We start from the raw sequence: 26,270 nt of genomic DNA, 5'->3' as shown, positions 1-26,270 counted from the left end.
TCCTACCGCCCAATGGGTGGCGAAGGCCTGGCTTTCGCCTCTTTTCCGCCCGGAAGTGGGCCTTGATCAGGTATAGGGCCCCGGGGAATCTCACTCGAAAGAGTGGCGGGGCGATGGCTGCGTCAACCACGTAGGCTCATGCACAACAGAGAAAATCCGGACCCGACCCAGGAGCTGATCGTGATCCCCGGTGGTGGCCAGCCCAACATGCAGCAGCTGCTCCAGCAGGCCCAGAAGATGCAGCAGGACCTGGCGCGGGCCCAGGAGGAACTGGCGGCCACGGAGGTCGACGGACAGGCCGGCGGCGGTCTGGTGAAGGCCACCGTGACCGGTTCCGGCGAGCTGCGCGCGCTGAAGATCGACCCGAAGGCGGTGGACCCGGAGGACACCGAGACCCTCGCCGACCTGATCATCGCGGCGGTCCAGGCGGCCAACGAGAACGCCCAGGCGCTCCAGCAGCAGAAGCTCGGCCCGCTGGCACAGGGTCTGGGCGGCGGCAGCGGCATCCCCGGCCTGCCGTTCTGATGTTCGTCGCCCGCGCGACACCCGCACCGCCTTCCTAGGACAGGCGGCAGCCAACTACCGTACGTACCGAAAGACTCCAGGAAGGGCAGTCCGTTGTACGAAGGCGTGGTCCAGGACCTCATCGACGAGCTGGGTCGGTTGCCCGGCGTCGGTCCGAAGAGCGCGCAGCGGATCGCCTTCCACATCCTCCAGGCCGAGCCGACGGACGTACGGCGTCTCGCGCAGGCCCTCCTGGAGGTGAAGGCGAAGGTCCGCTTCTGCGCGACCTGCGGCAACGTGGCACAGGAGGAACTGTGCAACATCTGCCGCGACAGCCGCCGCGACCCGACGGTGATCTGCGTCGTGGAGGAGCCGAAGGACGTCGTCGCGGTCGAACGCACGCGTGAGTTCCGCGGCCGGTACCACGTCCTCGGCGGGGCGATCAGCCCGATCGAGGGCGTCGGCCCCGACGACCTGCGGATAAGGGAGCTGCTGGCCCGCCTGGCCGACGGCACGGTCACCGAGCTGATCCTCGCCACGGACCCGAACCTGGAGGGCGAGGCGACCGCCACCTACCTCGCCCGCATGATCAAACCCATGGGCCTGAAGGTCACCCGCCTGGCCAGCGGCCTCCCGGTGGGTGGCGACCTGGAATACGCGGACGAGGTCACACTCGGCCGCGCCTTCGAGGGGAGACGACTCCTAGATGTCTGACGCCACGCTGCACGCGACCGCGCAGAACCCCGACGACTTCGCGGTCCAGATCGCCGACCAGGTGGAGAGTTTCCTGGTGGCCGTCACGGAGGTGTCGAAGGGCGACGAGCCGGACTCGGCGGTCCCCTTCCTCCTCCTGGAGGTCTCCCAGCTGCTGCTGGCCGGCGGCCGTCTCGGCGCGCACGAGGACATCGTCCCCGACGAGCGCTACGAGCCGGACCTGGGCCCGGAGCCGGACGTCGACCAGCTCCGCGAGAACTTCGGACGCCTCCTCGACCCCATCGACGTCTACTCCGAGGTCTTCGACCCGTACGAGCCCCGCAAGGCGCCCGTCCCGGCCCGCATCTCGGACGACCTGGCCGACATCATCACCGACCTCCGCCACGGCATGGCCCACTACCGCGCGGGCCGCACCACGGAGGCCCTGTGGTGGTGGCAGTTCTCCTACTTCTCCAACTGGGGCCCCACGGCCTCCGCGGTCCTCCGCGCCCTCCAGTCCGTCCTGATCCACGTCCGCCTCAACCAGCCCCTGGAGGAACTGGACGGCCTCGACACCGACCAGGCCACCATGGGCGACGAAACCCTGGAGTTCGAGGCGGGCCAGGTCATGCAGCAGGAGATCGGCGACTCACTCGGAGTGCGCTCCCCCGCCAAGTAGGCAAGCAGGACACCCACTGTCCTGAGCGGTCCCTACGGTCGTCGGCGAGCTGTTCGGGAGCGCTCCCGTGCGGGTCACAGCGTCCATACGCCCTTCGCCACCGCGGTGACCCCGCCCGTCAGGGCGAGGAGGAGGACCAGGCGGCGGGCGTGGTGTTCGGGGATGCGGTCGGCCACCGCGGTGCCCATGAGGCCGCCCGTCAGCAGCGCGGCGCCCACCGCCGTCCACTGCGCCGCGCTCAGTGCCGGCACGCCGTTCGCCGTGACCGAGAAGGCGTTGACGACGACGCCGTAGAACTGGGCGTTGGGGACGAACTCCCGTACCGTCCAGCCCGCGTTGAGGGCGTAGAGGGAGATCGGCGGGCCGCCCACGCCCGCCGCCGAGTTCATGAAGCCGCCCACCGCGCCCGCCGTCAGCGCGCCGCCCCGGCCGCCGAGGGCGGGGAGGCGGGCGCCCCGCATCACCAGGAGCACGGCCGAGGTGACCAGGGCTCCCATGGTCAGGAGGAGGAGCGGCGGCGGGAGCCGGTGGGTCAGCCAGGTGCCGGCCGGGACCGTGCAGGCTGCCGCCGCGCACAGCGGGACCATCGCGGCCGGGCGGACCCGGCGCCAGCCGCCGGCCAGGCCCACCACACTGATCGCGCCCGCCGCGCAGTTGGCGAGCGCGACGCCCTCGGCCGGGCCGAGGAGGAGGATCAGGGCCGGCACGGCGACCAGGGCGAAGCCCATGCCGGTCAGCCACTGCACGCTCGCGCCCAGCAGCACGATGCCGGTCAGAAGTATCAGCGCCGTCACGGTGTACCTGCCTACACCAACGGTTCGGGAGTGCGCTTCCTCGTTACCGCCGCCGGGAGCCGGGATCGTTGATCTCACCAGGTCAGCCAGACCGACAGCCAAGCCGAGAAACAAGGATCACGCCGTGAAGCCGCTGCTCTCCTCCCGTCCCGTCCTGTGGTTCCTCTTCCTCTTCAACCTCGTCGTAGCCGCCGCCGCGCCGTTCGTCGTCGACGGCACGCAGGGCGTGCTGACGGCCGTCGGCATGGGGGTCGTGTCCCTCGGTGCCGGGGTCAGTCTCCTGCGCTCCTGAGGGAATTGGCCCAGCCCTGCACCTGCGCTGTACGTCGGCTGCACGGGCGTTAACCAGCGGAAAGCGAGTCTTGGGTCATGACCAGAACGAACCGCATACGCGCCGCCGTCGTCACCGCAACCGCCGTCGTCACCGCCGCCACGGTGAGCGTGGGGGTGAGCCAGGCCGGTGGCTCGCGGACCGCGCACGAGCCCGGCAAGAAGCAGATCGCCGCCCTGTTCGACCGGTGGAACGCGGCCCTTCGGACCGGTGACCCGGAGAAGGTCGCCGACCTGTACGCCAAGGACGCGGTACTGCTGCCGACCGTCAGCAACAAGATCCGTACCAACCACGCCGAGATCGTCGACTACTTCGAGCACTTCCTGCAGAACAAGCCGGTGGGTGAGAAGAAGCGGACCATCGTCAACGTCCTCGACGCGAACTCCGCCATCGACACGGGCGTCTACGCGTTCACCCTCACCGACCCGAAGACCGGCGCCAAGCGGGTCGTCGAGGCCCGCTACACCTACGAGTACGAGAAGCGCGGCGGGAAGTGGCTGATCGTCAACCACCACTCCTCGGCGATGCCCGAAGGGTGACCGCCACCCACAGGCCGCCGCCGGGCGCGTCCCGCAGGGCCACCGTGCCGCCGTCGTCGGTCACCAACTGGCGTACGACGGAGAGGCCCAGGCCCGAGCCCGAGCGGCCCGTCAGGCCCTGGCCGCGCCAGAAGCGGTCGAAGGCGCGGGACTTCTCCGCGTCGGTCATGCCGGGGCCCTCGTCCAGGACGGAGAGCGTCACCTCGCCGGCGTCGGCCTCGACGCGCACGGTGATCGTGGCGCCGTCCGGGGAGACCTCCAGGGCGTTGGAGAGCACGTTGTCCAGTACCTGGTCCAGGTGACCGGGACTGGCCAGCACGAACGGCCGGCCGCCGGCACTCCCCCTGAGCGCGATGTGGACTCCGCGCTCGTCGGCGGCCGGTCTCCAGACGGCGAGGCGTTCCGACACGATGTCCGTCAGCGGCAGCGGCTCGGGCGCCGTCACCTTCGCCTCCGCCCGCGCCAGCACCAGCAGGCCGTTCACCAGGCGGCTCATCCGGACCACCTCGGCCGTCGCCTGTTCCACGTCCTCGCGGACGAACTCGTCGTCGACGCCGTCCGCGATGTTGTCGAGGGACAGCCGCAACGCCGTCAGCGGGGTGCGCAGTTGGTGGGAGGCGTCGGCGACGAAACGGCGCTGCGAGGCGACCAGGGTGTCCAGGCGTTCCGCGCCCTGGTTGAGGGTGCGGGCCAGGGTCTGGGTCTCCGCGGGGCCGGTCACCGGGGAGCGGGCGGTGAGGTCGCCGTCGCTGAACCTGCTCGCCATGGAGTTGAGTTCGCGCAGCGGGCGGGTGATCCGGCGGGCGGCCACCGCGCCGATCGCGGCTGCCGCCGCCAGCACGAGCACGGCCAGGCCGGCCCGGAAGCCCCAGATCTGCCAGAACCGGGTGGTCATGTCGGAGGTCGAGTAGACGATCCGTACGGCCGCGTCGCCCTCGGCGGGCACGGTCACCGTCAGGTGCCTGCCCCATATGAAGTCCGAACCCCAGTCGGTCGTCTGGGTGTTGTCCGTCACCGCCCGGGTGAGCGCCGGGTCGGTGGCGGGCTTCGGCAGGTCCGGGGCGCAGCGGTCGCCGGGGGACACCTGGACCCTGCCGGGCGTCTCACGGTCGTACGCCTTCGCCACCTCGGTCAGCGCCTCGCAGGAGACGCGGTCGCTGCCGCCCAGCAGCAGCGCCATCGTCTTGGCCTCGCGCAGGACGGAGAGTTCCGTGTCGTCGCGGAGCTGCTTGGTGAGGGTGAAGGCGACCGGGACCGTGAAGAGGAGGATGGCGACCGCCACGAGCAGGATGTAGCTGCGGATGAGCTGGCGGTTCACCGGGTGTCCCCGGTTACCTCCGGGGTTACCTCCAGGCGGAAGCCGACGCCCCGGACGGCCTCGATGGTGATCGCGCCGGCGAGTTTGCGGCGCAGGGCCGCCACGTGCACGTCCAGGGTCTTGGTCGGGCCGAACCAGTTCGCGTCCCAGACGGCCTCCATGATCTGCTCGCGCGACATCAGCGCGCCCGGCTCCTCGGTGAGGAAGGCCAGCAGGTCGTACTCCTTGGGGGCCAGCGCCACCTCCGCGCCGTCCAGGTGGACGCGGGCCGCCTTGCGGTCGACGGTGAGCCGGGAGCCGTAGCGGTCGGGACCGGCGTCCGGCGGCCGGGGCTGCGTCCGGCGCAGCACCGCCCTGATCCGGGCGATCACCTCGCGGACCCCGAACGGCTTGGAGACGTAGTCGTCGGCGCCCAGCTCCAGGCCGACCACCCGGTCCGTCTCGTCGCTGCGCGCGCTGATCACGATGATCGGCACATCCCCACCGGAGACGCGCCCGCGCAGCGCCTTGCAGATGTCCAGGCCGTCGCCGTCGGGCAGACCGAGGTCGAGGAGTACGACGTCGTAGGGGCCGGGGTGGGCGAGCGCGGCGGCGCCCGTCGTCACCCACTCGACCTCGAAGCCGTACCGCTTCAGGCCGCGCCGGAGGGATTCGGCGACCGGTTCGTCGTCTTCCACCAGGAGTACGCGCACGTTCTGCACCCTAGTGCTTGAAAACTCTAGTGCTTGAAAACTCAGGTACAGGGCCGACTGTGAGCCGGGGCACTTTCCCGCGTGGCGTCCCGTTGTCTGGGCAGGTACCGGTCGCGAGCGGCGAAGATCCCGGCAGTCTCACCATGCGGGAGCAGGCCGGTGGAATTCGGACGCTCGTTAAACTGAGCCGACACAACAAACCGAGCGAGGAGCGCACGTGGGCCTTGTCGTGCAGAAGTACGGAGGCTCCTCCGTTGCCGATGCCGAGGGCATCAAGCGCGTCGCCAAGCGAATCGTGGAAGCGAAGAAGAACGGCAACCAGGTGGTTGTCGTCGTTTCCGCGATGGGCGACACGACGGACGAGCTGATCGATCTCGCCGAGCAGGTATCCCCGATGCCTGCCGGGCGTGAGTTCGACATGCTGCTGACCGCCGGAGAGCGTATCTCCATGGCCCTGCTGGCCATGGCGATCAAAAACCTGGGCCACGAGGCCCAGTCGTTCACCGGCAGCCAGGCAGGCGTCATCACCGACTCGGTCCACAACAAAGCCCGGATCATCGACGTCACGCCGGGCCGGATCCGGACGGCGCTCGACGAGGGCAACATCGCCATCGTGGCGGGGTTCCAGGGCGTCAGCGCGGACAAGAAGGACATCACCACGCTGGGGCGCGGCGGGTCCGACACGACCGCCGTGGCGCTCGCCGCCGCCCTCGACGCCGAGGTCTGCGAGATCTACACCGACGTCGACGGCGTGTTCACCGCCGACCCGCGCGTGGTGACGAAGGCGCGGAAGATCGACTGGATCTCCTTCGAGGACATGCTGGAGCTCGCCGCCTCCGGTTCCAAGGTGCTGCTCCACCGCTGTGTGGAGTACGCGCGCCGCTACAACATCCCGATCCACGTCCGGTCCAGCTTCAGCGGACTGCAGGGCACGTGGGTCAGCAGCAAGCCGATTGGGGACAAGAAGGTGGAACAGGCCATCATCTCCGGTGTCGCGCACGACACCTCCGAGGCCAAGGTCACGGTCGTCGGTGTACCGGACAAGCCGGGCGAGGCCGCCGCCATCTTCCGGACCATCGCCGATGCCGAGATCAACATCGACATGGTCGTGCAGAACGTGTCCGCCGCGGCCACCGGCCTGACGGACATCTCCTTCACGCTCCCGAAGACCGAGGGCCGCAAGGCCATCGACGCGCTGGAGCGCAACCGCGCGGGCATCGGCTTCGACTCGCTGCGCTACGACGACCAGATCGGCAAGATCTCGCTGGTCGGCGCCGGGATGAAGACCAACCCGGGGGTCACCGCGTCGTTCTTCGAGGCGCTGTCCGACGCCGGGGTCAACATCGAGCTGATCTCGACCTCCGAGATCCGCATCTCGGTCGTCACCCGGGCCGACGACGTGCCGGAGGCCGTGCGCGCCGTGCACACCGCCTTCGGTCTCGACTCCGACACCGACGAGGCCGTGGTCTACGGAGGCACCGGCCGATGACTGCCAAGCCGGCGCTCGCGGTCGTGGGTGCGACCGGGGCCGTCGGCACGGTGATGCTCCAGATCCTGTCCCAGCGGGCGGACGTCTGGGGCGAGATCCGCCTGATCGCCACCCCGCGCTCGGCCGGCCGCAAGCTGACCGTGCGCGGGGCGGAGGTCGAGGTCGTCGCGCTGTCGGAGGAGGCCTTCGACGGCATCGACGTCGCGATGTTCGACGTGCCCGACGAGGTGTCCGCGCGCTGGGCGCCGGTCGCCGCCGCGCGCGGTGTGGTCGTGGTGGACAACTCCGGGGCCTTCCGGATGGACCCCGAGGTGCCGCTGGTGGTCCCCGAGGTCAACCCGCACTGTGCCCGCAACCGGCCGCGCGGGATCATCGCCAACCCCAACTGCACCACCCTGTCGATGATCGTCGCCCTGGGCGCGCTGCACGCCGAGTTCGGGCTGCGCGAGCTGGTGGTGTCGTCGTACCAGGCGGTGAGCGGGGCCGGCCGGGCCGGCGTGGAGACGCTGCGGGCCCAGCTGTCGATGGTCGCCGGTACCGAGCTGGGCACCAAGCCCGGTGACGTACGGCGGGCGGTCGGGGACCTGACCGGGCCGTTCCCGGAGCCGGTCGCGCTCAACGTCGTACCGTGGGCCGGGTCGCTGCGGGAGGACGGCTGGTCGTCGGAGGAGATGAAGGTGCGGGACGAGTCCCGCAAGATCCTCGGGCTGCCGAAGCTGCCGGTCGCGGTGACGTGTGTCCGGGTGCCGGTGGTCACCACGCACTCGCTGACGGTCCACGCCAGGTTCCAGGGCGCGGTCACGGTCGACGGGGCCCGGGAGATCCTCGACACGGCCCCGGGCGTCGTCCTTTTCGACAACCCGGCCGCCGGGGAGTTCCCGACGCCCGCCGACGTGGTGGGCACCGACCCGACCTGGGTCGGACGGGTGCGGCGGGCGCTCGACGACCCGACCGCGCTGGAGCTCTTCGTGTGCGGGGACAACCTTCGCAAAGGGGCCGCTCTGAACACCGCGCAGATCGCCGAGCTGGTGGCGGCGGAACTGACCGGCCGTTCAGGTACGGCGGACATCGTGTGAACACCCGGTGACCACGGCAAACGTCCTGTGACGGACCCTGGGTGGGAGCGGGCCCACGGGTAGGATCCGTGTAAGAAATGTGTCCCGGAGCATGGTCCGAACCTCTTGAACCGGTACCCGTCCGCGTTCGAAGATTTTCCTCCCCGTCCTCCGCAACCATGCGGGCGGCGGGGAGCGTCTTTGCGGTCGCCCACTTACCGGGCGCTTACGCAACCGGGCCTTGGGGGCGCGGAGACGCATGATCCTGGCGTGGGGACGCTGTGATCGGGGCGTGGGGACGCCCGTTCATAATGGGATATAAGGGAAGAGCGGGACGCATGGCGGCAATTGACGCACCGTCGGGTGTGCTGCCGGACGCGCACAGAACGGCGCCCACCGCGCCGGCCGGCCCACCCGGCCGATCCGGCCTGCGTGCGGCCGTCGGGTCCGGCGTGCGCGCGGCCGTCGGGCCCGGTGCGCGTGCGGCCGGTGGACCCGGGGTGAGCCCGTCCGGCGGCCTCGGCGTACGCCCGTCCGGCGCGACCGACGCAAAAGTGATGCCCGGCACGTACAACCCCACGGGGGGTAGCCGTGTCCAACTGACGTGGCAGAGGTACTCGAACTCAGTGCGCCCCGCGGCGCGACGGCCCTACGGCCGCCCCGCGCCGGCCTGCGCCCCCGCATGCCCGGCGCGCCCGGCGGCATGCCGGTGATCGCGCCCATGCCCGCAGCGCGGCCCACCCGCATACCCAGCCAGCGCGACGGCGCCGAGGAGGCGACGGAGGCGGCCGGCACCACCGTCGACCACCTCACCGAGACCTACCGGGCGCACTACCGCTCGCTCCTCGGCCTCGCGGCGCTCCTCCTCGACGACACCGCCTCCTGCGAGGACGTCGTCCAGGAGGCGTTCATCCGCGTCCACTCCGCCCGCAAACGCGTCCGCGACCCGGAGAAGACCCTGGCCTACCTGCGCCAGACGGTCGTCAACCTCTCCCGCTCCGCGCTGCGCCGCCGCATCCTCGGCCTCAAGCTCCTCTCCAAGCCGATGCCGGACGCGGCCAGCGCCGAGGAAGGCGCCTACGACCAGCTGGAGCGGCGCGACCTGATCAAGGCGATGAAGGGCCTCCAGCGCCGCCAGCGCGAGGTCCTCGTCCTGCGCTACTTCGCCGACATGACCGAGGCCCAGGTCGCCGAGACCCTCGGCATCTCGCTGGGCTCGGTGAAGGCGTACGGCTCGCGCGGGATCGCGGCACTGCGAGTGGCGATGGAGTCGGCGGCATGACGGACAGCCCCGAGGGAGGCGACTCACATGATCGCCACGAGCCCTACGCCTGGCACGAGCCGACGCCGGAACAGCAGCACGAGCAAGAGCACACGCAATCGCACGCTGGGAACGGAACTGTGAACCACGGCCCCGACGAAAAGGGTCCCGAGGGCCTGGAACAGGGCCCTGAAGGGCTCCGGAGCGGGCTCGGCCCCGGTTTCGGAGCCGACGGCCCCGACCCTGACCGCGGCCCCGGCCCCGGCTCCGGCCCTGAAATCCTCGACGGGCTGGAGACGGACGAGCTGGCCCTGCGCCGGCTGCTGCACTCCGCCGTGGACGACCTCGCGCCGCGCGACGGCAGCCTCGACCACCTGCGCCGCGCGGTGCCCGCCCGCCGGGCCCGCAAGCGGCAGGCCGCCGTCGGCATGGCCGCCGCGGCCCTGTTCATCGGCACCGCGATCCCCGCCCTCATCCACGTCTCCAACGCCGGCGGCACCGACCCCAACACCTCCATGGCCGGCCAGGCCTCCCAGGCGCAGGGCGGCGCGACCGGCGGCAAGAACCCCGACGGCGGTGCCGGCACCGCGGGCGGCAGCGGCGGCCAGGCCGCCGACCAGAGCCCCGGCGGCACCAAGGACGGCGGCCGGAACGAGAGCACCGGAGCCGTTTCCGGCACCAAGGTCGTCCCCACCGCGAGCGCCGCCAGCAGCGCCCCCGTGTGCACCTCGGCCCAGCTCTCCACCCCGACCTCCAGCGTCGACGCCCCCGACTCGGCGGGTGTCGTCTACGGCACCTTCCGCGTCGTCAACGTCTCGACGACGAGCTGCACCGTCGGCGGCCCCGGCAGCGTGGGCGTCCTCGCGCAGGGCGCGGCCGACAGCACGAAGGTCCTCACCGCCCGGCACATCTCGGGCGACGCGGCGGCCGGGCTGCCCGACCCGACCACCGAGCTCACCGGCCTGGTCCTGGCGCCCGGCGCGGCCTACGCGGAGAAGTTCGGCTTCGTCCCCTCGGCGACCTGCCCGACCAGCGGCACCAGCACCGGCGGCACCACCGACACCGGCGGCACCACCGGCGGCACGGCCTCGCCGAGCCCCTCCGACGGCGCGAGCAGCAGCGCCGGTACGACCACCTCCGGGACGTCGGACGGCACCACCACCCAGCTGCTCACCGAGGACGGCGGCACGGCCGACGGCAGCGTCGCGGTCTCGTACACCCCGCAGGCCGGATCCCCGACCGGCTCGGCCACGGTGACGAACGCGTGCGCCGGGACGGTCTACTGGACCGGGGTCCTGACGGCCCAGTGACCGGCGGGACCGGCGGCGGCCGTCAGACGGCGGTCGGCTGCTGCCGGGCTTCCTCTTCCAGGTCCGGGACCAGGCCGAGCGCCGCGTCCCGGGCGAACTCCGCCTCACGGCGCAGCAGCCGGAACCACATGAACACCACGAACCCCGCGAACACGAACCACTCACCGGTGTAGCCGAGGTTCTGGAACGCCTTCAGGTCGAGCCCCGAGTTGTCCGGCGCGGTCGCCGGTACGGCCGTCATCCCCGAGTCGGCCTTCTCCAGGGTGATCCACGCGTCGTACACCGGGTACGGCACCAGGTTGACCAGCGAGGCCGCGCTGATCGCCGCCGTCTGCCCCGACGGCAGGCCGCCCTGGTTGCTGATGCCGTTGTCGCCCGGTGTCTCGGAGGCCTGCAGCGCGCCGGTGACGGTGACCTCGCCCGCGGGCGGCGCCGGCACCCGGGCGGCATCCGCCTTGCCGGGCAGCCAGCCGCGTACGACGGGCAGGGCCTTGCCGGAGTCGGTGCGCAGCAGGGTCAGGACGTAGAAGCCGTTCTTCCCGTCGACCTGGCGGTCGGGCACGAGCAGCTGCCTGGCGTACCGGCCGGTGGCGGTGGCCCGCTTGCCGGACGTCGACTGGTCGACGGGCAGCAGGTCGGCCAGTGGCCGCGCGGCTTCCGTCTTCGCCGTCTCGACCTGCCTGTCGGCGCTGCGATGCGCCTCGACCCGCGCCTCGAAGCGGCTCAGCTGCCACGACCCCATGAAGATGCAGAACGGGATGGCGAGCAGCACGAAGACGTTGATGCCCCACCAGCGGGGTGTCAGCAGAAAGCGGTACACGCCGTCCACGGTACGGGGCGGTTCATGGCGGTTTACGGGCGGGGTGGGCGCGTTCGGGCGGCTCTGCCGGCACCGATGTCCACCTGGAGCTTCGCAAAGTTGTCCACAGGCCGCGGGCACCGCTCGACGCATTGTGGGCGGGGACGGGCACTATGGGGCCATGACTGCGGCCATGAGTGAGAGCGACATGCCGGACTGGGAGAAGCGCTTCCGCGCCCCTCGGGTCTCCCTGCCGGACTGGGCGGAGGACGCCCCCGACCGTTCCCTGTTCGTGTCGAACGCGACGGGGACGTACGAGCTGTACGCCTGGGACCGCGCGAGCGGAGAGCAGCGCCAGGCGACGAACCGGCCGAACGGCACGACGGACGGGCTGCTCTCCCCGGACGGCGCGTGGATCTGGTGGTTCGACGACAAGGACGGCGACGAGTTCGGCGTCTGGCGCCGTCAGCCCTTCGGCGGCGGCGCGGACCAGGAGGCGACGCCGGGTCTCGAACCGTCCTACCCCTCGGGTCTCGCGCTGGGCCGGGACGGCCGTACGGCGGTCGTGGGCCGCTCGACGGACGACGAGGGTACGACGATCTACCTGGTCAGAGCGGGGGAGGAGCCGCTGGAGATCTACCGGCACGCCGAGTCGGCGGGGGTCGGCGACCTCTCCCACGACGGCTCCCTGATCGCGATCGAGCACACCGAGCACGGCGACGCGATGCACTCGGCGCTGCGCGTGCTCCGCCCGGACGGGTCGACGGTCGCCGAGCTCGACGACACCGACGGCGGTACCGAGGAACTGGGCCTGGAGGTGCTGGGCTTCGCCCCCGTCGAGGGCGACCCGCGGCTGCTCATCGGCCACCAGCGGCGGGGCCGCTGGGAGCCCCTGGTCTGGGACGTCGTCTCCGGCACGCAGACGGACCTGACGCTCGACCTGCCGGGCGACGTGAGCGCGGAGTGGTACCCGGACGGCGGCGCGCTGCTCATCGCGCACAGCCACAAGGCCCGCAGCGACCTGTTCCGCTACGAGCTGGCCACGGGCGAGCTGGCGCGCATCCCGACCCCGCCGGGCTCCGTCTCCGGGGCCACGGCACGCCCCGACGGCACCGTCGAGTACCTCTGGTCGTCGGCCGCCGAGCCGCCGGTGGTCCGCTCGACGACCGGCGCGGTCGTCCTCGACCCGCCGGGCATGAAGTGCCCGCCGTCGGTGCCGGTCTCGGACGCGTGGGTGGAGGGCCCCGGCGGCCCCATCCACGCCCTGATCCAGAAGCCGGCCGGGGCCACCGGCCCCCTCCCCACCGTCTTCGACCTGCACGGCGGCCCGACCTGGCACGACAGCGACGGCTTCGCGGCCGGCCCGGCGGCCTGGGTGGACCACGGGTACGCGGTGGTCCGCATCAACTACCGCGGCTCCACGGGGTACGGGCGGGCCTGGACGGACGCGCTGAAGCACCGGGTGGGCCTGATCGAGCTGGAGGACGTGGCGGCGGTCCGGGACTGGGCGGTCGAGTCCGGCCTCGCCGACCCGGACCGCCTGATCCTGACCGGCGGCTCCTGGGGCGGCTACCTCACGCTCCTGGGCCTCGGCACCCAGCCGGACTCCTGGGCGGTGGGCATCGCGGTCGTCCCGGTCGCCGACTACGTCACGGCGTACCACGACGAGATGGAGTCCCTGAAGGCGATGGACCGCACGCTGCTCGGCGGCACGCCGGAAGAGGTCCCCGAGCGGTTCGCCGCCTCCTCCCCCCTCACCTACGTCGACGACGTCAAGGCCCCGGTCTACATCTCGGCCGGCCTCAACGACCCCCGCTGCCCCATCCGCCAGATCGACAACTACGTCAACCGCCTGGCGGCCCGCTCGGCCCCCCACGAGGTCTACCGCTACGACGCCGGCCACGGCTCCCTGGTCGTCGACGAACGCATCAAGCAACTCCGCCTGGAAATGGAATTCGCCGAACGCCACCTCACGCCTACGGCCAGCACCCCGACAGACTGACCCCACCTTCTCCCACCCACCCACCCGACTCGCCCCGCCAAGAGGCGAGCCCATCACCCCCGCGCCCCGTAAGGGGCGCGGGGCTGTGCCCGATATGCGGCTCCGCCGCGTGGGCGCGAGCAACCACGACGGGTGCGCCCCGTCAGGGGCGCGGGGAACTGCGCGAGCAACCACGACGGCGCGTCAGCGGACTACGGCGGGGTGCGCCCCGTAGGGGGCGCGGGGAACTGCGCGAGCAACCACGACGGCGCGTCACTCCGCGACCGGCCGTCAGTCCGATGGCGGGTCGCGGTCGTTCGGCACCGCCGAATCGCACCGTCGTGGCGGGGAAAGGGTGGGGCCCCGCCCTCAACCGGGCGGGTCAGGTGGGGGAGGGGCGGCGGCCGGACAGCTCCGCGAGGCCTCGGCGGGTGGCGACGACCACCACCCGGTCCCCGCCCCGCATCACGTACTCCCCCGCCGCAACCCCCTGCCGACCCTCCAGCGCCAGCACCCGCCACGCCCCCGCCCGAAACGCCCCCTCCACCGTCCGCCCCTCCAACTGCGGATGCCCGCCCACCTCCACCACCGCCACCAGCAACACCTTCCGCTCCACCGGGATCGCCCCGAGGATCTGCCGCCCCAGCATCGCCCCCGCGAAGGACGGCGCCGCCAGGTAGGAGACACTCCGGCTCCTGGTGATCGCCCGCGGATGCGCCGCCCGCAGGGTCCGGTACACGGCGGTCGCGAAGTCGTCGTCGTACAGCCGCAGCACCGCCGTCAGGTCGGGCCGCACGGACCGCGCGTACAGCACGGCCTCCAGATTCGTCGTGTCCGCGCTGGTCACCGCGAGCAGCGCCTGCGCCCGATGGATCTTGGCGGCCTCCAGGACCCCCTCCTGGGTCACGTCCCCGAGCACCACCGGCACCCGAAGCCGCCGCGCCACCGCGAGACCGCGCGCCTCGGGATCGGCCTCCACGCACACCACGGGCACGTGCAGCTCCCGCAACCGCGTCAGCACCCGCGTACCGATCTTCCCCAACCCGAGGAGCACCACATGACCACCCAGCCCCCGAGGCGGCTTGCGCAGCGCGGAAGCGGTCCGGAAGGTGCCGAGCGCCTCCAGCACCGCCGCCAGCAGCACCGGCAGCAGCAGCAACCCGACAAGACCGGAAAGGAGTTGCAGGAGCTGCCGGCCGAGCGGTGCCCCGATCGCGGGATTGTCGATGGCGAACAGGTCGAGGAGCGTGTAGTAGAAGGCCCGTACCGGATGCATGTGCGTCACCACCGACAACGCGACCGCGAGCGCGACCACGCACCCCACGATCCCGGCCAGCGACCACCGGAGCCGCCGCGAGAACAGCGAGGCGAGCGGCGGTACGACCCCGACCCCGCGCCCGGCCGGCTCCGCGGCCCCCGCCGACGACGACACGTGCTCCAGCACCATCACGCCCCGCTCACCCGCGGACGCCCGTACCTGCTCCCCGTCCGGCAGCAGCAGCGGCCCCCGTTCCCGGCCGCCCTCGGCCGGCTCGGGCCCGGTGCCGTTGGGGGAGAGCAGCGCCAGCGGGAACAGCCCCCGCTCGGCGGCGTCCTGCCCCGCGTCGGCACCCGGCGGCAGATCCACCGCCCGCAGCACCAGGCCGTCCGTGTGGATGACCTTGCCGCGCCCGGCGAGCGCGGTGGCGGCGAGCGCGGGCGCCGCGGTGTCGGCGTCGGACAGCACGATCGTGGAGGCGTCCCCCACCGAGCCCCCGGCGCCGCCGCCGTCACCGCCGTCACCGCCGTCCGCGTTTCCGACCGCCAACGCGGCGGCCTGGTCGAGGAGTTCCTCGATGTGCTGTCCCAGCCGCCGGTTGTACAGCCGCAGGACGAGCCGCAGCCGCGGATTGAGCCGGCGGGCGGTGAGGGCGGCCCGGATGTTGGTCTCGTCGTCGTCGTACACGAGCGCGAGCGCCGCGGCCCGCTCCACCCCGGCCTCGGCGAGCACGGCCTCACCGGCCTCGTCGGCCTCCAGCACCCGTTCCCCGCGCGGCCCTTCGCCGACCCCGGAGACCGAACCGCCACCGCCGGAACCACCGCCGCCACCGGCCCCGCCCCCGTTGCCGCCCGTCCGCCCCACGGTCGCACTGACCACGCGGTCGAACAGCGCGGCCGAGGCGGCCCGGGCGCGTCCGACGACCGGCGGCCGTGCGACGCGCACGTTCGGCGGTACGACAAGGGTGACCTGTTCTCCGTACACGGTGCGCAACTCGGCGGCCAGCCGGTGCGCGAGCCCGTCGTCCCCGCACACCACCATGGGCGCCCGAGTCCCACCACCCTGATACGCCTGATACGGAACGCTCGCCACGAGGGAAAAGACTGCCTCAACGCAACGCATGGTTCCAGCAACGAAGTGAACAGCTGCCCCTGACCGCCCGTAGGGGAAGGGAAGGGAGCATAATCCCGGATCTGACCGAAGTGCCGGAGGTATCCGACCCGTGGCCATCACCGAGAAAGCCGCCCCGCCCGGCGCCGCGCCCGCGGACGGGACTCCCGGCGCCGACGGTACCGGCACCCCGCCTGACCGGGAGGGCTGGCACCTCAACTCGCCGCTGGCGCTGACCCTGCTCCTGCTGCTGGTCGTGGTGTTCCAGGGCCCGGTGCGCGGCGCGCTGTCCAAGCCGGTGATGCAGAGCTGGATGACGGTGTTCGTGGCGGTGGTCGTGCAGGCGCTGCCGTTCCTCGTCCTCGGCGTGCTGCTGTCCGCGGCGATCGCGGTCTTCGTCCCGCCGTCCTTCTTCGCCCGCGCCCTGCCCGGTCACCCCGCCCTGGCGGTACCGGTCGCGGGCCTGGCCGGGGTGGTTCTGCCGGGCTGCGAGTGCGCGTCGGTGCCGGTGGCCGGTGCCCTGGTCCGCCGGGGCGTGACCCCGGCCGCGGCCATCGCGTTCCTGCTCTCCGCGCCCGCGATCAACCCGATCGTGCTGACGGCGACGGCGGTGGCGTTCCCGCGCAACCCCGAGATGGTGGTGGGGCGGTTCGCCGGCAGCCTGCTGGTGGCGTGCGCGATGGGCTGGCTGTGGCAGCGGCTCGGCCGCACCGACTGGCTGCGGCTGCCGGCGCACGCGCACCACGAGGGCGAGACCAAGGGCGAGGCGTTCTGGTCCTCGGTCCGGCACGACACCATGCAGGCGGGCGGCTTCCTGGTGCTCGGCGCGATGGCCGCGGCGACGCTGAAGGCGGTGGCCCCGGCGGAGTGGCTGCGCACCGCTGCCGCCAACCCGGTGGTCGCGATCCTCGCCCTGTCGGTCCTGGCCGTGCTGCTGTCCATCTGCTCGGAGGCGGACGCGTTCGTGGCGGCCTCCCTCACCCAGTTCTCGCTCACCGCGAAGCTGGCCTTCCTGATCGTGGGCCCGATGATCGACCTCAAGCTCTTCGCGATGCAGGCCGGCACCTTCGGCCGCGGCTTCGCCCTGCGCTTCGCCCCGGCCACCTTCGTGGCGGCGATCGCGGGCGCGGTCCTGACCGGGGCGGTGCTGCTGTGAACCGGCAGGCACAGGCGGCGGTGATGTTCCTGGTGGGCGCGGCCCTGCTGCACGCGGGCCTGACCGACCTGTATCTCCGTTACGTCAAGGCGGGTCTGCAGCCGTTGCTGCTGGCGGCGGGCGTGGTCCTGATCGTCTCGGCGCTGGCGACGGCGTGGTACGAGTGGCAGCGCGCCCGCACCCGCAAGGAGGCCGCACCGGGAGCCGTACCGGACGCCGCAGAGGCGGCCGGGCAGGAGGCCGCGACCGAGGGGCATGTCCACCGCGAACCCCGCATCTCCTGGCTGCTGGTCCTCCCCCTCCTCGCCCTGATCCTGATCGCGCCCCCCGCGCTCGGCTCCTACAGCGCGATGCGCACCGGTACGGCCCTGCAACAGCCGTACGGCTACAACAAGTTGCCCAAGTCCGACCCGATACCCCTCAACTTGGTCGACTACGCGGGCCGCGCCGTCTACGACCACGGGCGTTCGCTCGCCGGCCACCAGGTCCGGATCGCCGGCTTCGTGGCCGTCGACTCGGCCGGCACCCCGTACCTCGTCCGGATGGCGCTCAACTGCTGCGCGGCGGACGCCCAGCCGGTGAAGGTGGCCCTGACCGGGAAGATCCCGCCGGTGCTCCAGCCGGACGCCTGGCTCCAGGTGACCGGCACCTACACCGCCCGCCGGACCCACGACCCGGTCAACAACGGCCCGATCCCGTACCTCCAGGTCACCGAGGCCAAGCCGATCCCGACCCCGGCCGACCCGTACGACGAGACCTGGAACAACTGACACCCACGGGACCGCCCCCGCCCCTACCGCTCCCCGAAGAACGCGGTCACGCCCGGTTGACCGCGTCCTGGTCGTCGGCCGGGGTGGCCGGGGCCGGTACGGCGAGGGGCTGTTCCGGTTCCGGGCGGCGGGTGAGGCGGCGGGCGAGGGGCTCGGTGTAGCGGGCGGTGAGGGGGCCCACGATGACGAGGATGAGGACGTAGGCCGTGGCCAGGGGGCCCAGGGAGGGTTCGATGCCGGCGGTGACGGCGAGGCCCGCGATGACGATGGAGAACTCGCCGCGGGCGACCAGGGTGCCGCCGGCCCGCCAGCGGCCCTTGACCGAGATGCCGGCGCGTTTCGCGGCCCAGTAGCCGGTGGCGATCTTCGTGAGCGAGGTGACGACCGCCAGGGCGAGCGCGGGCAGCAGCACCGGCGGGATGCTCGACGGGTCGGTGTGCAGGCCGAAGAAGACGAAGAAGACCGCGGCGAACAGGTCGCGGAGGGGAGCGAGGAGGTGGTGGGCGCCCTCCGCCACCTCGCCGGAGAGCGCGATGCCGACGAGGAACGCGCCCACCGCGGCGGAGACCTGGAGCTTCTGCGCGATGCCCGCGACCAGCAGGGTCAGCCCCAGGACCACCAGGAGCAGCTTCTCCGAGTCGTCGCTGGAGACGAAGCGGGAGATGTGCCTGCCGTAGCGGACGGCGATCAGCAGGACCAGTCCGGCGACCCCGAGGGCGACCGCCAGGGTGAGGCTGCCCGCCGCGAGTCCGACGCCGGCCAGCAGCGCGGTGATGATCGGCAGGTAGACGGCCATGGAGAGGTCCTCCAGGACCAGGATGCTCAGAATCACCGGGGTCTCCCGGTTGCCGAGCCGCCCCAGGTCCCCGAGCACCTTCGCGATCACCCCGGACGAGGAGATCCAGGTGACGCCGGCCAGCACCACGGCCGCCACCGGGCCCCAGCCGAGCAGCAGGGCCATGGCGGCACCGGGCAGCGCGTTGAGCGCCGCGTCGACCAGGCCCGCCGGGTACTGGGTCTTGAGGTTGGAGACGAGATCGCTGGCGGTGTACTCCAGGCCCAGCATGAGGAGCAGGAGTACGACGCCGATCTCGGCGCCGATCGCGACGAACTCCTCGCTGGTGCCGAGCGGGTAGAGCCCGCCCTCGCCGAAGGCGAGCCCGGCCAGCAGGTAGAGGGGGATGGGCGAGAAACGGAGGCGCCCGGCGAGCCGCCCCAGCAGGCCGAGGCCGAGGATGATCGCACCGAACTCGATCAGGAAGACGGAGGAGTCGTGCACGGCTGCCTCACTCCCGCCCGAGTATGGAGGCGGCGGCGTCGACGCCCTCACGGGTGCCGATGACGATGAGCGTGTCGCCGCCCGCGAGGCGGAAACCGGGCGTGGGGGAGGGCACCGCCTCGGCGCGGCGCAGCACGGCGACGATGGACACCCCCGTCTCGGTCCGCATCCGCGTCTCGCCGAGCAGCCGGCCGTTCCAGTACGAGGTGGCGGAGAGCTCGATCCGCTCGGCCACCAGCCCCAGGTCGGTGGTGGAGAGCAGGTTCGGGCTGTGGTGCGTCGGCATCAGCGCGTCGATGAGCGCCGCCGTCTCCCCCGAGGACAGCCTGAGCGACAGCGCGCAGGCGTCGGGGTCGTCCCGGTGGTAGGCGCTCAGGATCCGTGAGCCGTCCCGGTGCGCGACCACGGACACCCGGCCCTGCTCACGTGTCGCGAGGTCATAACGCACCCCGATTCCCGGCAACGGCGTCCTGCTCAGGCGTGGAGCCCCCACGGCTGTCTCCCCTGTCTCGTCGTCTCGTCCCGCTGGTTCTTTGCGCTTTCTTTAACAACACCCTAACGGGCGAGCGGGCGGAACCGCGGGGGAGGGGCGGCGGGGCAGGCGGCCCGGGCGGCTCAGGCCGACGGGTAGGGGACGTAGCAGTCCAGGGCCGGGTGGTACAGCACGTGCCAGGTGCGGCCCTCGACGACTCCGCTCGCCGGCAGGCCGTGGCAGGTCTGGATCCACTCGATCTTCCGCTGCGTGACCGTGCCGTAGACCCCGTCGGCGGCGACCCGGGGCGGCTGTCCGCCCCACGCGTTGCTGAGGCACTGCGCCTGCCTGACGGCGGCTCCGGTGTCGCCGTACGCGAGCGTCGGCCGGTAGCCCGACACCACGTAGGAGCAGCTCCGGCCGGGGGAGGCCGCCGCGGTGTGGGGCAGCGCCGGGCCCAGCGCGACGGCCGCGCCCAGTGCCGCGGCCGAGGTGAGCAGTCGGTTCCGTCTCATGCCCGCTCCTTAGGGGGCGACTCGACTTCTGCCCATGGTCGCGCGGGAGCGGTGACCCTCGCGAGTCGGGAGCCCCCGGTCACCTGGGGCCCGGCAGGCCCGCCATCCCGGCCGTTCCCGCCGTTTCCGCCGTTTCCGCTTTCCCGGTCGTCTCCGCCGTCTCCGCCGCCGTGGAGCGTGCCGAGCGCCGGTCGCGTACGACGGTGGCCGTGGCGAGCAGTGCCATGGCCAGGCAGCCGAGCAGGATGACGGTGGACGACGCCTTCAGCATCGACAGGCCGGAGCCGGTGAGCAGCACGACCAGCGCCCAGCGCACCGCGGAGCCCGAGACCCGGCTGGAGACCAGCGAGCCGAGGACGACCCCGGGGACGGCGCCGATCAGCAGCGTCGCGGCGAGCCCCAGGTCGGCGTCGCCGACCAGCAGATGGCCCAGGGCCGCCGCGGCCACCATGGGGACGGCCTGCACCAGGTCCGTGCCGACGAGATGGTTGGCCCTCAGCCGCGGGTGGGCCAGCATCAGCATCACGATGATCAGGGAGCCCGAGCCGACCGAGGTCATCCCGACGATCACCCCGCCCACCAGCCCGATGAGCAGCGTGGCCACCGGCCGGACGGGCACGTGCGCGTCCTCCCCGGCCGCGCCGTCCGCGGCGGTGCGGCGGCGGTCGAGCCACATGCGGGCGAGCATGCCGGCGACGGCGAGCATCAGCGCCGTACCGACGACGTACTTGACGCGCTGCTCCAGGTCGGCGCCGTCGCCGAGCGCCCGGAGCAGGAACACCCCGCCGAAGGCGGCCGGGACGGCGGTCGGCAGCAGCCAGCGCACGATGTCCCAGCGCACGGTCCCGGCCCGCTGGTGGACCACCGCGCCGAACGGCTTCATGAACACGGACGCGGCCAGGTCGCTGCCGATGGCCGCGGTGGGATTCACCCCGAACACCATCACCATGATCGGCGTCATGAGGGCCCCGCCGCCCATGCCGGTGAGCCCTACGGCGAAGCCGACCAGGGCTCCCGCGACGACGATCGGAACGGTGGAATCCATGGTGGGGGACCTTAGCCACCATTCCTATGGGAAATGTATGGAACCGAGTGCGGCCCCGCTGAAACCGGGCTGAAGCCGGGCTGAACCGCCCCGGCCGCAAGCTCTGCGGCATGACGACGAACGAACGCGAACTCGCGATCGCGGCCACCGGGCTGCGCAAGGCCTACGGGGACAAGACCGTCCTCGACGGCATCGACATCCGGGTCCCCGCCGGCACGGTCTTCTCGCTCCTCGGACCGAACGGCGCCGGCAAGACCACGGCGGTCAACATCCTGTCCACCCTGATCTCCGCCGACGGCGGCACCGCCCGGATCGCCGGGCACGACCTCACCGCCGAGGCCCAGAAGGTACGGGCCGCCATCGGGGTCACCGGCCAGTTCTCCGCCGTGGACGGGCTGATCACCGGCGAGGAGAACATGCTCCTCATGGCCGACCTGCACCACCTCTCCAAGAGCGAGGGACGGCAGGTCACCGCCGGCCTGCTGGAGCGGTTCGACCTCACCGAGGCCGCGAGGAAGCCCGCCTCCACCTACTCCGGCGGCATGAAGCGCCGCCTCGACATCGCCATGACCCTGGTCGGCCGCCCGCGGATCATCTTCCTCGACGAGCCGACCACCGGACTCGACCCGCGCTCCCGCCACACCATGTGGCAGATCATCCGCGAACTGGTCTCCGGCGGCACCACCGTCTTCCTCACCACCCAGTACCTGGACGAGGCCGACCAGCTCGCCGACCGCATCGCGGTGCTCAACGGCGGCCGGCTCGTCGCCGAGGGCAGCGCCGAAGAACTGAAGCGGCTGGTGCCCGGCGGCCACGTACGGCTGCGGTTCTCCGACCCGGCGGCCTACGAGCGGGCGGCGACCGAACTGCGCGAGACCACCCGGGACGACGAGGCCCTCGCCCTCCAGATCCCCAGCGGCGGCACCCAGCGGGAGCTGCGCGCCATCCTCGACTGGCTGGACGCCGCCGGCATCGAGGCCGACGAACTCTCCGTGCACACCCCCGACCTGGACGACGTGTTCTTCGCCCTGACCGGCAACCCCGTGGCCTCGACCCACCGCCCGCCCGACCACTCGACCGGCAATCCGACCGGCAATCCGACCGACGATTCGACCGACGATTCGACCGACAAGGAGACCGTCCGATGAGCACCGCTTCCTACGCCCTCCGCGACAACCTCACCATGCTGCGGCGCAACCTCCTGCACGCCCGCCGCTACCCCTCCCTCACCCTGAACCTCCTGCTCACCCCGGTCATCCTGCTGCTCCTGTTCGTCTACGTCTTCGGCAACGTGATGAGCGCCGGCCTCACCGGCGGCCACGCCGACCGGTCCGAGTACGTCGCCTACCTCGTCCCCGGCATCCTCTTCCTGACCGCCGCCATGACCTCGCTGGGCACCGCCGTGTCCGTCGCCACCGACATGACCGAGGGCATCATGGCCCGTTTCCGGACCATGGCGATCTCCCGCGCCTCGGTGCTGATCGGACACGTGGTCGGCAGCGTGATCCAGACGATGGCGGCCCTGGTCCTGGTGCTGGGCATCGGACTCGCCATCGGGTTCCGGCCCGACGCCTCGCCGGTGGAGTGGCTCGCCGCGGCCGGGCTGATGGCCCTGGTCAGCCTCGCGCTCACCTGGCTCGCCGTCGGCATCGGCCTGATCAGCCCCAACGCCGAGGGCGCCAGCAACATCGGCACCCCGCTGGTGATGCTGCCCTTCCTGTCCAGCGCGTTCGTGCCGGTGGACGCCATGCCGGGCTGGTTCCGCTGGTTCGCCGAGTACCAGCCGTTCTCGCCCTTCATCGAGACCCTGCGCGGTCTGCTGCTGGGCAGTGGGATCGGCACGGAGAACGCGGTGCTGGCCCTCGGCTGGGGCCTCGGGCTGAGCGTGCTCGGCTACCTGTGGTCCAAGGCCCGGTTCAGCCGTGAGCCCCGGCAGTGACCTCGTGCAGCGCCTGCCGGGCCGCCGCCCGCAGCTGGTCCCGCCCCAGGGCCGCGTACCCCGACCTCGCGTCGGCGTACGCGGCCCCGTCCGCTTTCTCGGCCGCCTCCCGCGACCGGGCCGAGGAGAGCGTGGGCAGGTCCCGCATCACCGGCAGCACCTCCGCCAGCGCCAGCAGCCGTACCGCGGCCGTGTCGCCCCGGGCCAGCCCGGCGTGGCCGAGCGCGAGCAGCACCGAGCCGTAGACCGGCAGTTCCAGCAGGTCCCCGGCGCCGGAAGCGTCGCCCGACAGCATCCCGAGCAGCCGTTCCCGCAGGTGCCCGGCGAGCTCGGCCACCGGTTCGAGGCGGCCGTGCTGCGCGTGCGCCGCGAGCGCGGCGGCCTGCACCTGGAGCGACCACGAGTCCAGGAAGGGGTCGTCCGGGGCCAGCGCACCGGCCTCGCGGATCCCGGCCGCCGCCTGCCGCCACAGCCCCAGGCCGACCTCGGTCAGCCCCCGGGCCAGCGCGATCTCCGCCCGGGCCTGGAGCAGTTCGGGACTGAAGGCCTGTGCGGACTCCGGCTGCCGGTCCGGGGCGGCGCGGCCCAGCCAGTACTCCGCCTCCTCGACCTCCCCGCGCTGAAGACAGGCGGAGACCAGCCCGTAGCGGACGCCGATCGCGTCCGACCAGGTACCGGCCCCGCTGAGCGCGTCGGCGGCCCGGAGATGCTCGTACGCCTCCGCGCCGCGCTCCGTCTTGAGGCACAGCTCGCCGATCCGCCCGTGGCTGAGCAGCGTCGTGATCGGGTTGCCGAGCGGCCCCACCGCGGCGAGCATCCGGCGGGCGTACCGCAGCGCGCGTTCCGTCTCGTACGCGGACTCCCACAGATAGCTGGCGACGCCCGCCGCGAGGCCGGCCAGCAGCGGCTCGCGGGCGTCGCACAGCTCCTCCAGCCGCGCGTACTGCGGCGGGCGCATCTCCGGGACCGCGCACAGCACGGCGGCCAGCGCCCGCGGCACGGTGTCCGCCGGGGCGGGCGGCAGGCGGCGCAGCGTGACGAGCTGGCGTACGGCGTGCGGGCCGTAGCCCATGAAGAGTCCGGCCGCGCACACCGCCGCCGCGCTCCGGGCGGTCTCCACGTCCTCGGGGTGCCCGGGGCCGGGCCGGAAGTGGGAGAGCGGCCCGCCGGTCTCGGCGGCGAGGGTGACGAACCGGGTGTAGCTGTTGCCGACCGACCACAGGGAGGCCAGGACGGCGGTGACGGCCGCGGTGGCCGGCCCGTCGGCGCGGGCCAGGGCGTGCCGCAGCGCGAGGACCAGGTTGTCCTGCTCGGCGCGGACCCGGTCGAAGGAGGCCGGCGCGTTCGTGCCGTACATCCCGGCGTGGTGGGCCCGGCCGAAGTCCCGGGCCCAGGCGAGGAACCCGCCCGTCACGGCCTCGTCCTCGCCCGCCTCCGCCCGCCGGGCGGCGCCGAACTCCCGCAGCGTCTCCAGCATGTGGAAACGTACCCCGGCACCGCTCTCGCCGACCTTGACCAGGGACTGGTCGGCCAGCTGCTCCAGCAACTCCGTCGCGCCCCCGTCCCCGTCCCCGTCCCTGCCGCCATCCCTGTCCCTGTCCCTGCCCCCGCCGCCGTCCCCGTCCCTGCCGCCGTCCCTGTCCCCGTCGCCGCCCTCGCCGACGGTGTCGCCGAGCACGTATGCCGCCGCGTCCGCGTCGAAGCCCCCGGGGAACACCGACAGCGCGCGGAGCGCCGCCCGGCCCTCCGGCTCCAGCAGGTTCCAGCTCCACTCGACCACGGCCCGCAGCGTGCGGTGCCGTTCGGGGGCGTCCCGGGGCCCGCCGCGCAGCAGCGCGAAACGGTCCCGCAGCCGGTGTGCGATGTCGGCCACGGAGAGCACCCGGACCCGGGCCGCGGCGAGTTCCACGGCCAGCGGCAACCCGTCCAGGTGGCGGCAGATCTCGGCGACCCGGTCCGCGGGCAGCTCCACGCCGGGCCGGGCGGCCCGCGCCCGCTGCCCGAAGAGCTCGACGGAGGTCGCCAGGGACAGCTCCGGCAGGGCGTACACGGACTCCGAGGTCAGCCCGAGCGGGGCCCGGCTGGTGGCCAGGACGCGCAGCTCCCTCGACCGTGACACCAGCGCCTGGACGAGGGCGGACGCACCCGCGATCACGTGCTCGCAGTTGTCGAGGACCAGCAGCGCGGGGCCCGGACCCAGCGCGGCGACGATCCCGCTCACCGCGTCCTTGCCGCCGCCCGGGAGTCGGCCGCCCTCCCCGCCGCCTACTGCCGAGGCGACCTCGTCGGCCACGTCCTCGTCGGTGACACCGGCCAGGGCGACGAAGTGCACGACGAGCTGTTCGGCCGCCCGGCTCACCGCGTGCGCGAGCCGGGTCTTGCCGAGCCCGCCCGGGCCGACGACGGTGACCACCCGGGCGCCGCGCAGCAGCCCGGCCACGGCGGCGATGTCGGCGTCCCGCCCCAGCAGCGGGTTCGGCTCGTGCGGCACCCCGTGCCGGACCGGTGCCGCGTCCGCGCTCAGCAACTCCTGGTGCACGGCCCGGAGTCGGGCCCCCGGATCACTGCCCAGCTCGTCCCGGAGCCGGCGCCGGTAGCCGTCGTACCGGGTCAGCGCCACGGCCCGCCCGGCGCCGGCCGCCTCGCAGCGCAGCAGCTCCGCGAGCACCTCCTCGTCCCGGGGCAGCTCCCGGTTCAGCTCGGCCAGCGGCGCGGTGGCCTCCGCCCACCGGCCCAGCCGGGCCAGCGCGAGGGCGTGCGAGCGCACCAGCGCCCGGTACGCCGGCAGCCGCTCGGCCCGCAGCGCCGCCACCGGGTCGTGCAGCTCCTCGCCCGCCCCGGCGCCCACGTTCCCGTCCCACAGCGCCAGCCCCGCCCCGGCCCGCGCGAGGGCGCCCTCGTGGTCGCCGGCCCGCGCCCGTTCGGCGGCGGCAGCCTCGTGCACGAGCAGCGCGGAACTGTCGACCTGCGTCTCGCCGAGCCCCAGCCGGTACCCCGTCGGCGTGCTCACGACCAGCTCGGCACCCAGCTGCGACCTCAGCCGCGACACCAGGATCTGCACCGCCTTGCCCGGCCGCTCCGGCAGCTCGTCCGGCCACAGCCCCTCCACCAGCCGCCCGGTACTGCACCCGGCGCGCAGCTCCGCGGCGAGCAAGGCCAGCAGCCCGCGCAGCCGCGGCGCGGTGATCTCCCGCCCCCGACACGCGACTCGGGTCAGCAGGGTGAGCTCGGGGGTGTCGGTGGTCACCCGTGCAGAGTAAGGGTGCCGGCCAGCGCCCCGT

24 protein-coding genes are annotated in these 26,270 nt (G+C 72.8%); 14 read left to right on the top strand and 10 right to left on the bottom strand.

Annotated elements, in window-relative coordinates; genetic code table 11:
- Positions 1–180: 180 nt before the first annotated feature.
- The 3 genes from AB0D74_RS30120 (at position 181) to AB0D74_RS30110 (ending at position 1,876) form a co-directional block, all read left to right on the top strand.
- A complete protein-coding gene (locus tag AB0D74_RS30120; protein ID WP_362594243.1) occupies positions 181–525 on the top strand; it encodes a YbaB/EbfC family nucleoid-associated protein in 345 nt (114 codons plus the stop codon).
- 93 nt (positions 526–618) lie between these two features.
- Positions 619–1,218, top strand: coding sequence for a recombination mediator RecR (gene recR, locus AB0D74_RS30115; RefSeq protein WP_362593926.1), 600 nt, complete (start codon positions 619–621; stop codon positions 1,216–1,218).
- Complete coding sequence (locus AB0D74_RS30110; protein ID WP_362593923.1) at positions 1,211–1,876, top strand: DUF5063 domain-containing protein; 666 nt, start codon at positions 1,211–1,213, stop codon at positions 1,874–1,876. Before recR ends, AB0D74_RS30110 begins: the two co-directional genes overlap by 8 nt.
- Before the next feature lie 74 nt (positions 1,877–1,950).
- Here the strand turns inward: AB0D74_RS30110 and AB0D74_RS30105 are convergent, their stop codons facing one another.
- Complete coding sequence (locus tag AB0D74_RS30105; RefSeq protein WP_362593920.1) at positions 1,951–2,670, bottom strand: sulfite exporter TauE/SafE family protein; 720 nt, start codon at positions 2,668–2,670, stop codon at positions 1,951–1,953.
- Between the two features lie 124 nt (positions 2,671–2,794).
- Between AB0D74_RS30105 and AB0D74_RS30100 the strand changes: the two genes are divergently transcribed.
- A complete protein-coding gene (locus tag AB0D74_RS30100) occupies positions 2,795–2,962 on the top strand; it encodes a hypothetical protein (protein ID WP_362593917.1) in 168 nt (55 codons plus the stop codon).
- 77 nt (positions 2,963–3,039) lie between these two features.
- Entirely contained in the window at positions 3,040–3,540 is a 501-nt protein-coding gene (locus AB0D74_RS30095; RefSeq protein WP_362593914.1) for an SgcJ/EcaC family oxidoreductase, read from the top strand.
- Here the strand turns inward: AB0D74_RS30095 and AB0D74_RS30090 are convergent.
- Positions 3,506–4,858 carry a HAMP domain-containing sensor histidine kinase gene (locus AB0D74_RS30090; RefSeq protein ID WP_362593883.1) on the bottom strand — a complete coding sequence of 451 codons (1,353 nt, stop codon included), beginning with the start codon at positions 4,856–4,858 and terminating at the stop codon, positions 3,506–3,508. The genes AB0D74_RS30095 and AB0D74_RS30090 overlap by 35 nt on opposite strands.
- Positions 4,855–5,550, bottom strand: a complete 696-nt coding sequence (locus AB0D74_RS30085) for a response regulator transcription factor (protein WP_362593880.1) — start codon at positions 5,548–5,550, stop codon at positions 4,855–4,857. Before AB0D74_RS30085 ends, AB0D74_RS30090 begins: the two co-directional genes overlap by 4 nt.
- Before the next feature lie 217 nt (positions 5,551–5,767).
- Between AB0D74_RS30085 and AB0D74_RS30080 the strand changes: the two genes are divergently transcribed.
- From AB0D74_RS30080 to AB0D74_RS30065, 4 genes are all read left to right on the top strand, one after another.
- Positions 5,768–7,039, top strand: a complete 1,272-nt coding sequence (locus tag AB0D74_RS30080) for an aspartate kinase (RefSeq protein WP_362593877.1) — start codon at positions 5,768–5,770, stop codon at positions 7,037–7,039.
- Positions 7,036–8,115: an aspartate-semialdehyde dehydrogenase gene (locus AB0D74_RS30075; RefSeq protein WP_362593874.1), complete on the top strand. Its 1,080-nt coding sequence runs from the start codon at positions 7,036–7,038 to the stop codon at positions 8,113–8,115. The genes AB0D74_RS30080 and AB0D74_RS30075 overlap by 4 nt, the downstream gene beginning before the upstream one ends.
- 583 nt (positions 8,116–8,698) lie before the next feature.
- The gene (locus AB0D74_RS30070; protein ID WP_362593870.1) at positions 8,699–9,376 is read left to right on the top strand and encodes a SigE family RNA polymerase sigma factor; all 678 of its coding nucleotides are present in this window, start codon (positions 8,699–8,701) and stop codon (positions 9,374–9,376) included.
- Positions 9,377–9,495: 119 nt separating this feature from the next.
- On the top strand, positions 9,496–10,665 hold the full coding sequence (locus AB0D74_RS30065) for a hypothetical protein (RefSeq protein ID WP_362593867.1): 1,170 nt from the start codon (positions 9,496–9,498) through the stop codon (positions 10,663–10,665).
- A gap of 22 nt (positions 10,666–10,687) precedes the next feature.
- On the opposite strand, the gene AB0D74_RS30060 is transcribed toward AB0D74_RS30065, so the two are convergent.
- Complete coding sequence (locus AB0D74_RS30060) at positions 10,688–11,485, bottom strand: SURF1 family protein (protein ID WP_362593864.1); 798 nt, start codon at positions 11,483–11,485, stop codon at positions 10,688–10,690.
- A 172-nt stretch (positions 11,486–11,657) separates the two neighbouring features.
- On the opposite strand from AB0D74_RS30060, the gene AB0D74_RS30055 reads away from it, so the two are divergent.
- On the top strand, positions 11,658–13,466 hold the full coding sequence (locus AB0D74_RS30055) for a prolyl oligopeptidase family serine peptidase (RefSeq protein ID WP_362593861.1): 1,809 nt from the start codon (positions 11,658–11,660) through the stop codon (positions 13,464–13,466).
- 361 nt (positions 13,467–13,827) lie between these two features.
- Here AB0D74_RS30055 and AB0D74_RS30050 read toward each other — a convergent pair whose 3' ends face one another.
- Positions 13,828–15,744, bottom strand: a complete 1,917-nt coding sequence (locus tag AB0D74_RS30050; RefSeq protein WP_362593858.1) for an NAD-binding protein — start codon at positions 15,742–15,744, stop codon at positions 13,828–13,830.
- 181 nt (positions 15,745–15,925) lie between these two features.
- Here AB0D74_RS30050 and AB0D74_RS30045 point away from each other — a divergent pair, with 181 nt between their 5' ends.
- The gene (locus AB0D74_RS30045) at positions 15,926–16,969 is read left to right on the top strand and encodes a permease (protein WP_362593855.1); all 1,044 of its coding nucleotides are present in this window, start codon (positions 15,926–15,928) and stop codon (positions 16,967–16,969) included.
- Positions 16,966–17,739 (top strand): TIGR03943 family protein, encoded by a 774-nt coding sequence (locus AB0D74_RS30040; protein ID WP_362593852.1) that lies wholly within the window; start codon positions 16,966–16,968, stop codon positions 17,737–17,739. The genes AB0D74_RS30045 and AB0D74_RS30040 overlap by 4 nt, the downstream gene beginning before the upstream one ends.
- Before the next feature lie 46 nt (positions 17,740–17,785).
- On the opposite strand, the gene AB0D74_RS30035 is transcribed toward AB0D74_RS30040, so the two are convergent.
- The 4 genes from AB0D74_RS30035 to AB0D74_RS30020 form a co-directional block, all read right to left on the bottom strand.
- On the bottom strand, positions 17,786–19,018 hold the full coding sequence (locus AB0D74_RS30035; protein WP_362593849.1) for a cation:proton antiporter: 1,233 nt from the start codon (positions 19,016–19,018) through the stop codon (positions 17,786–17,788).
- 7 nt (positions 19,019–19,025) lie between these two features.
- A complete protein-coding gene (locus AB0D74_RS30030; protein ID WP_362593846.1) occupies positions 19,026–19,511 on the bottom strand; it encodes a TrkA C-terminal domain-containing protein in 486 nt (161 codons plus the stop codon).
- Positions 19,512–19,633: 122 nt separating this feature from the next.
- On the bottom strand, positions 19,634–20,005 hold the full coding sequence (locus AB0D74_RS30025; protein ID WP_362593843.1) for a peptidoglycan-binding domain-containing protein: 372 nt from the start codon (positions 20,003–20,005) through the stop codon (positions 19,634–19,636).
- Positions 20,006–20,084: 79 nt separating this feature from the next.
- Positions 20,085–21,050 (bottom strand): sulfite exporter TauE/SafE family protein, encoded by a 966-nt coding sequence (locus tag AB0D74_RS30020; RefSeq protein WP_362593840.1) that lies wholly within the window; start codon positions 21,048–21,050, stop codon positions 20,085–20,087.
- Between the two features lie 110 nt (positions 21,051–21,160).
- Between AB0D74_RS30020 and AB0D74_RS30015 the strand changes: the two genes are divergently transcribed.
- Both AB0D74_RS30015 and AB0D74_RS30010 read left to right on the top strand, forming a co-directional pair.
- A complete protein-coding gene (locus AB0D74_RS30015) occupies positions 21,161–22,198 on the top strand; it encodes an ATP-binding cassette domain-containing protein (RefSeq protein WP_362593837.1) in 1,038 nt (345 codons plus the stop codon).
- Complete coding sequence (locus tag AB0D74_RS30010) at positions 22,195–22,989, top strand: ABC transporter permease (RefSeq protein ID WP_362593834.1); 795 nt, start codon at positions 22,195–22,197, stop codon at positions 22,987–22,989. The genes AB0D74_RS30015 and AB0D74_RS30010 overlap by 4 nt, the downstream gene beginning before the upstream one ends.
- Here the strand turns inward: AB0D74_RS30010 and AB0D74_RS30005 are convergent.
- Complete coding sequence (locus AB0D74_RS30005; protein WP_362593831.1) at positions 22,967–26,236, bottom strand: BTAD domain-containing putative transcriptional regulator; 3,270 nt, start codon at positions 26,234–26,236, stop codon at positions 22,967–22,969. The genes AB0D74_RS30010 and AB0D74_RS30005 overlap by 23 nt on opposite strands.
- Between the last annotated feature and the right edge of the window lie 34 nt (positions 26,237–26,270).

It is taken from the genome of Streptomyces sp. NPDC048278 (assembly GCF_040652195.1).
In the GTDB taxonomy this organism is placed as follows: Bacteria; Actinomycetota; Actinomycetes; order Streptomycetales; family Streptomycetaceae; genus Streptomyces.
Note: the sequence above shows the minus strand (reverse complement) of the source record. Positions and strands in the feature narration are given on the sequence as shown.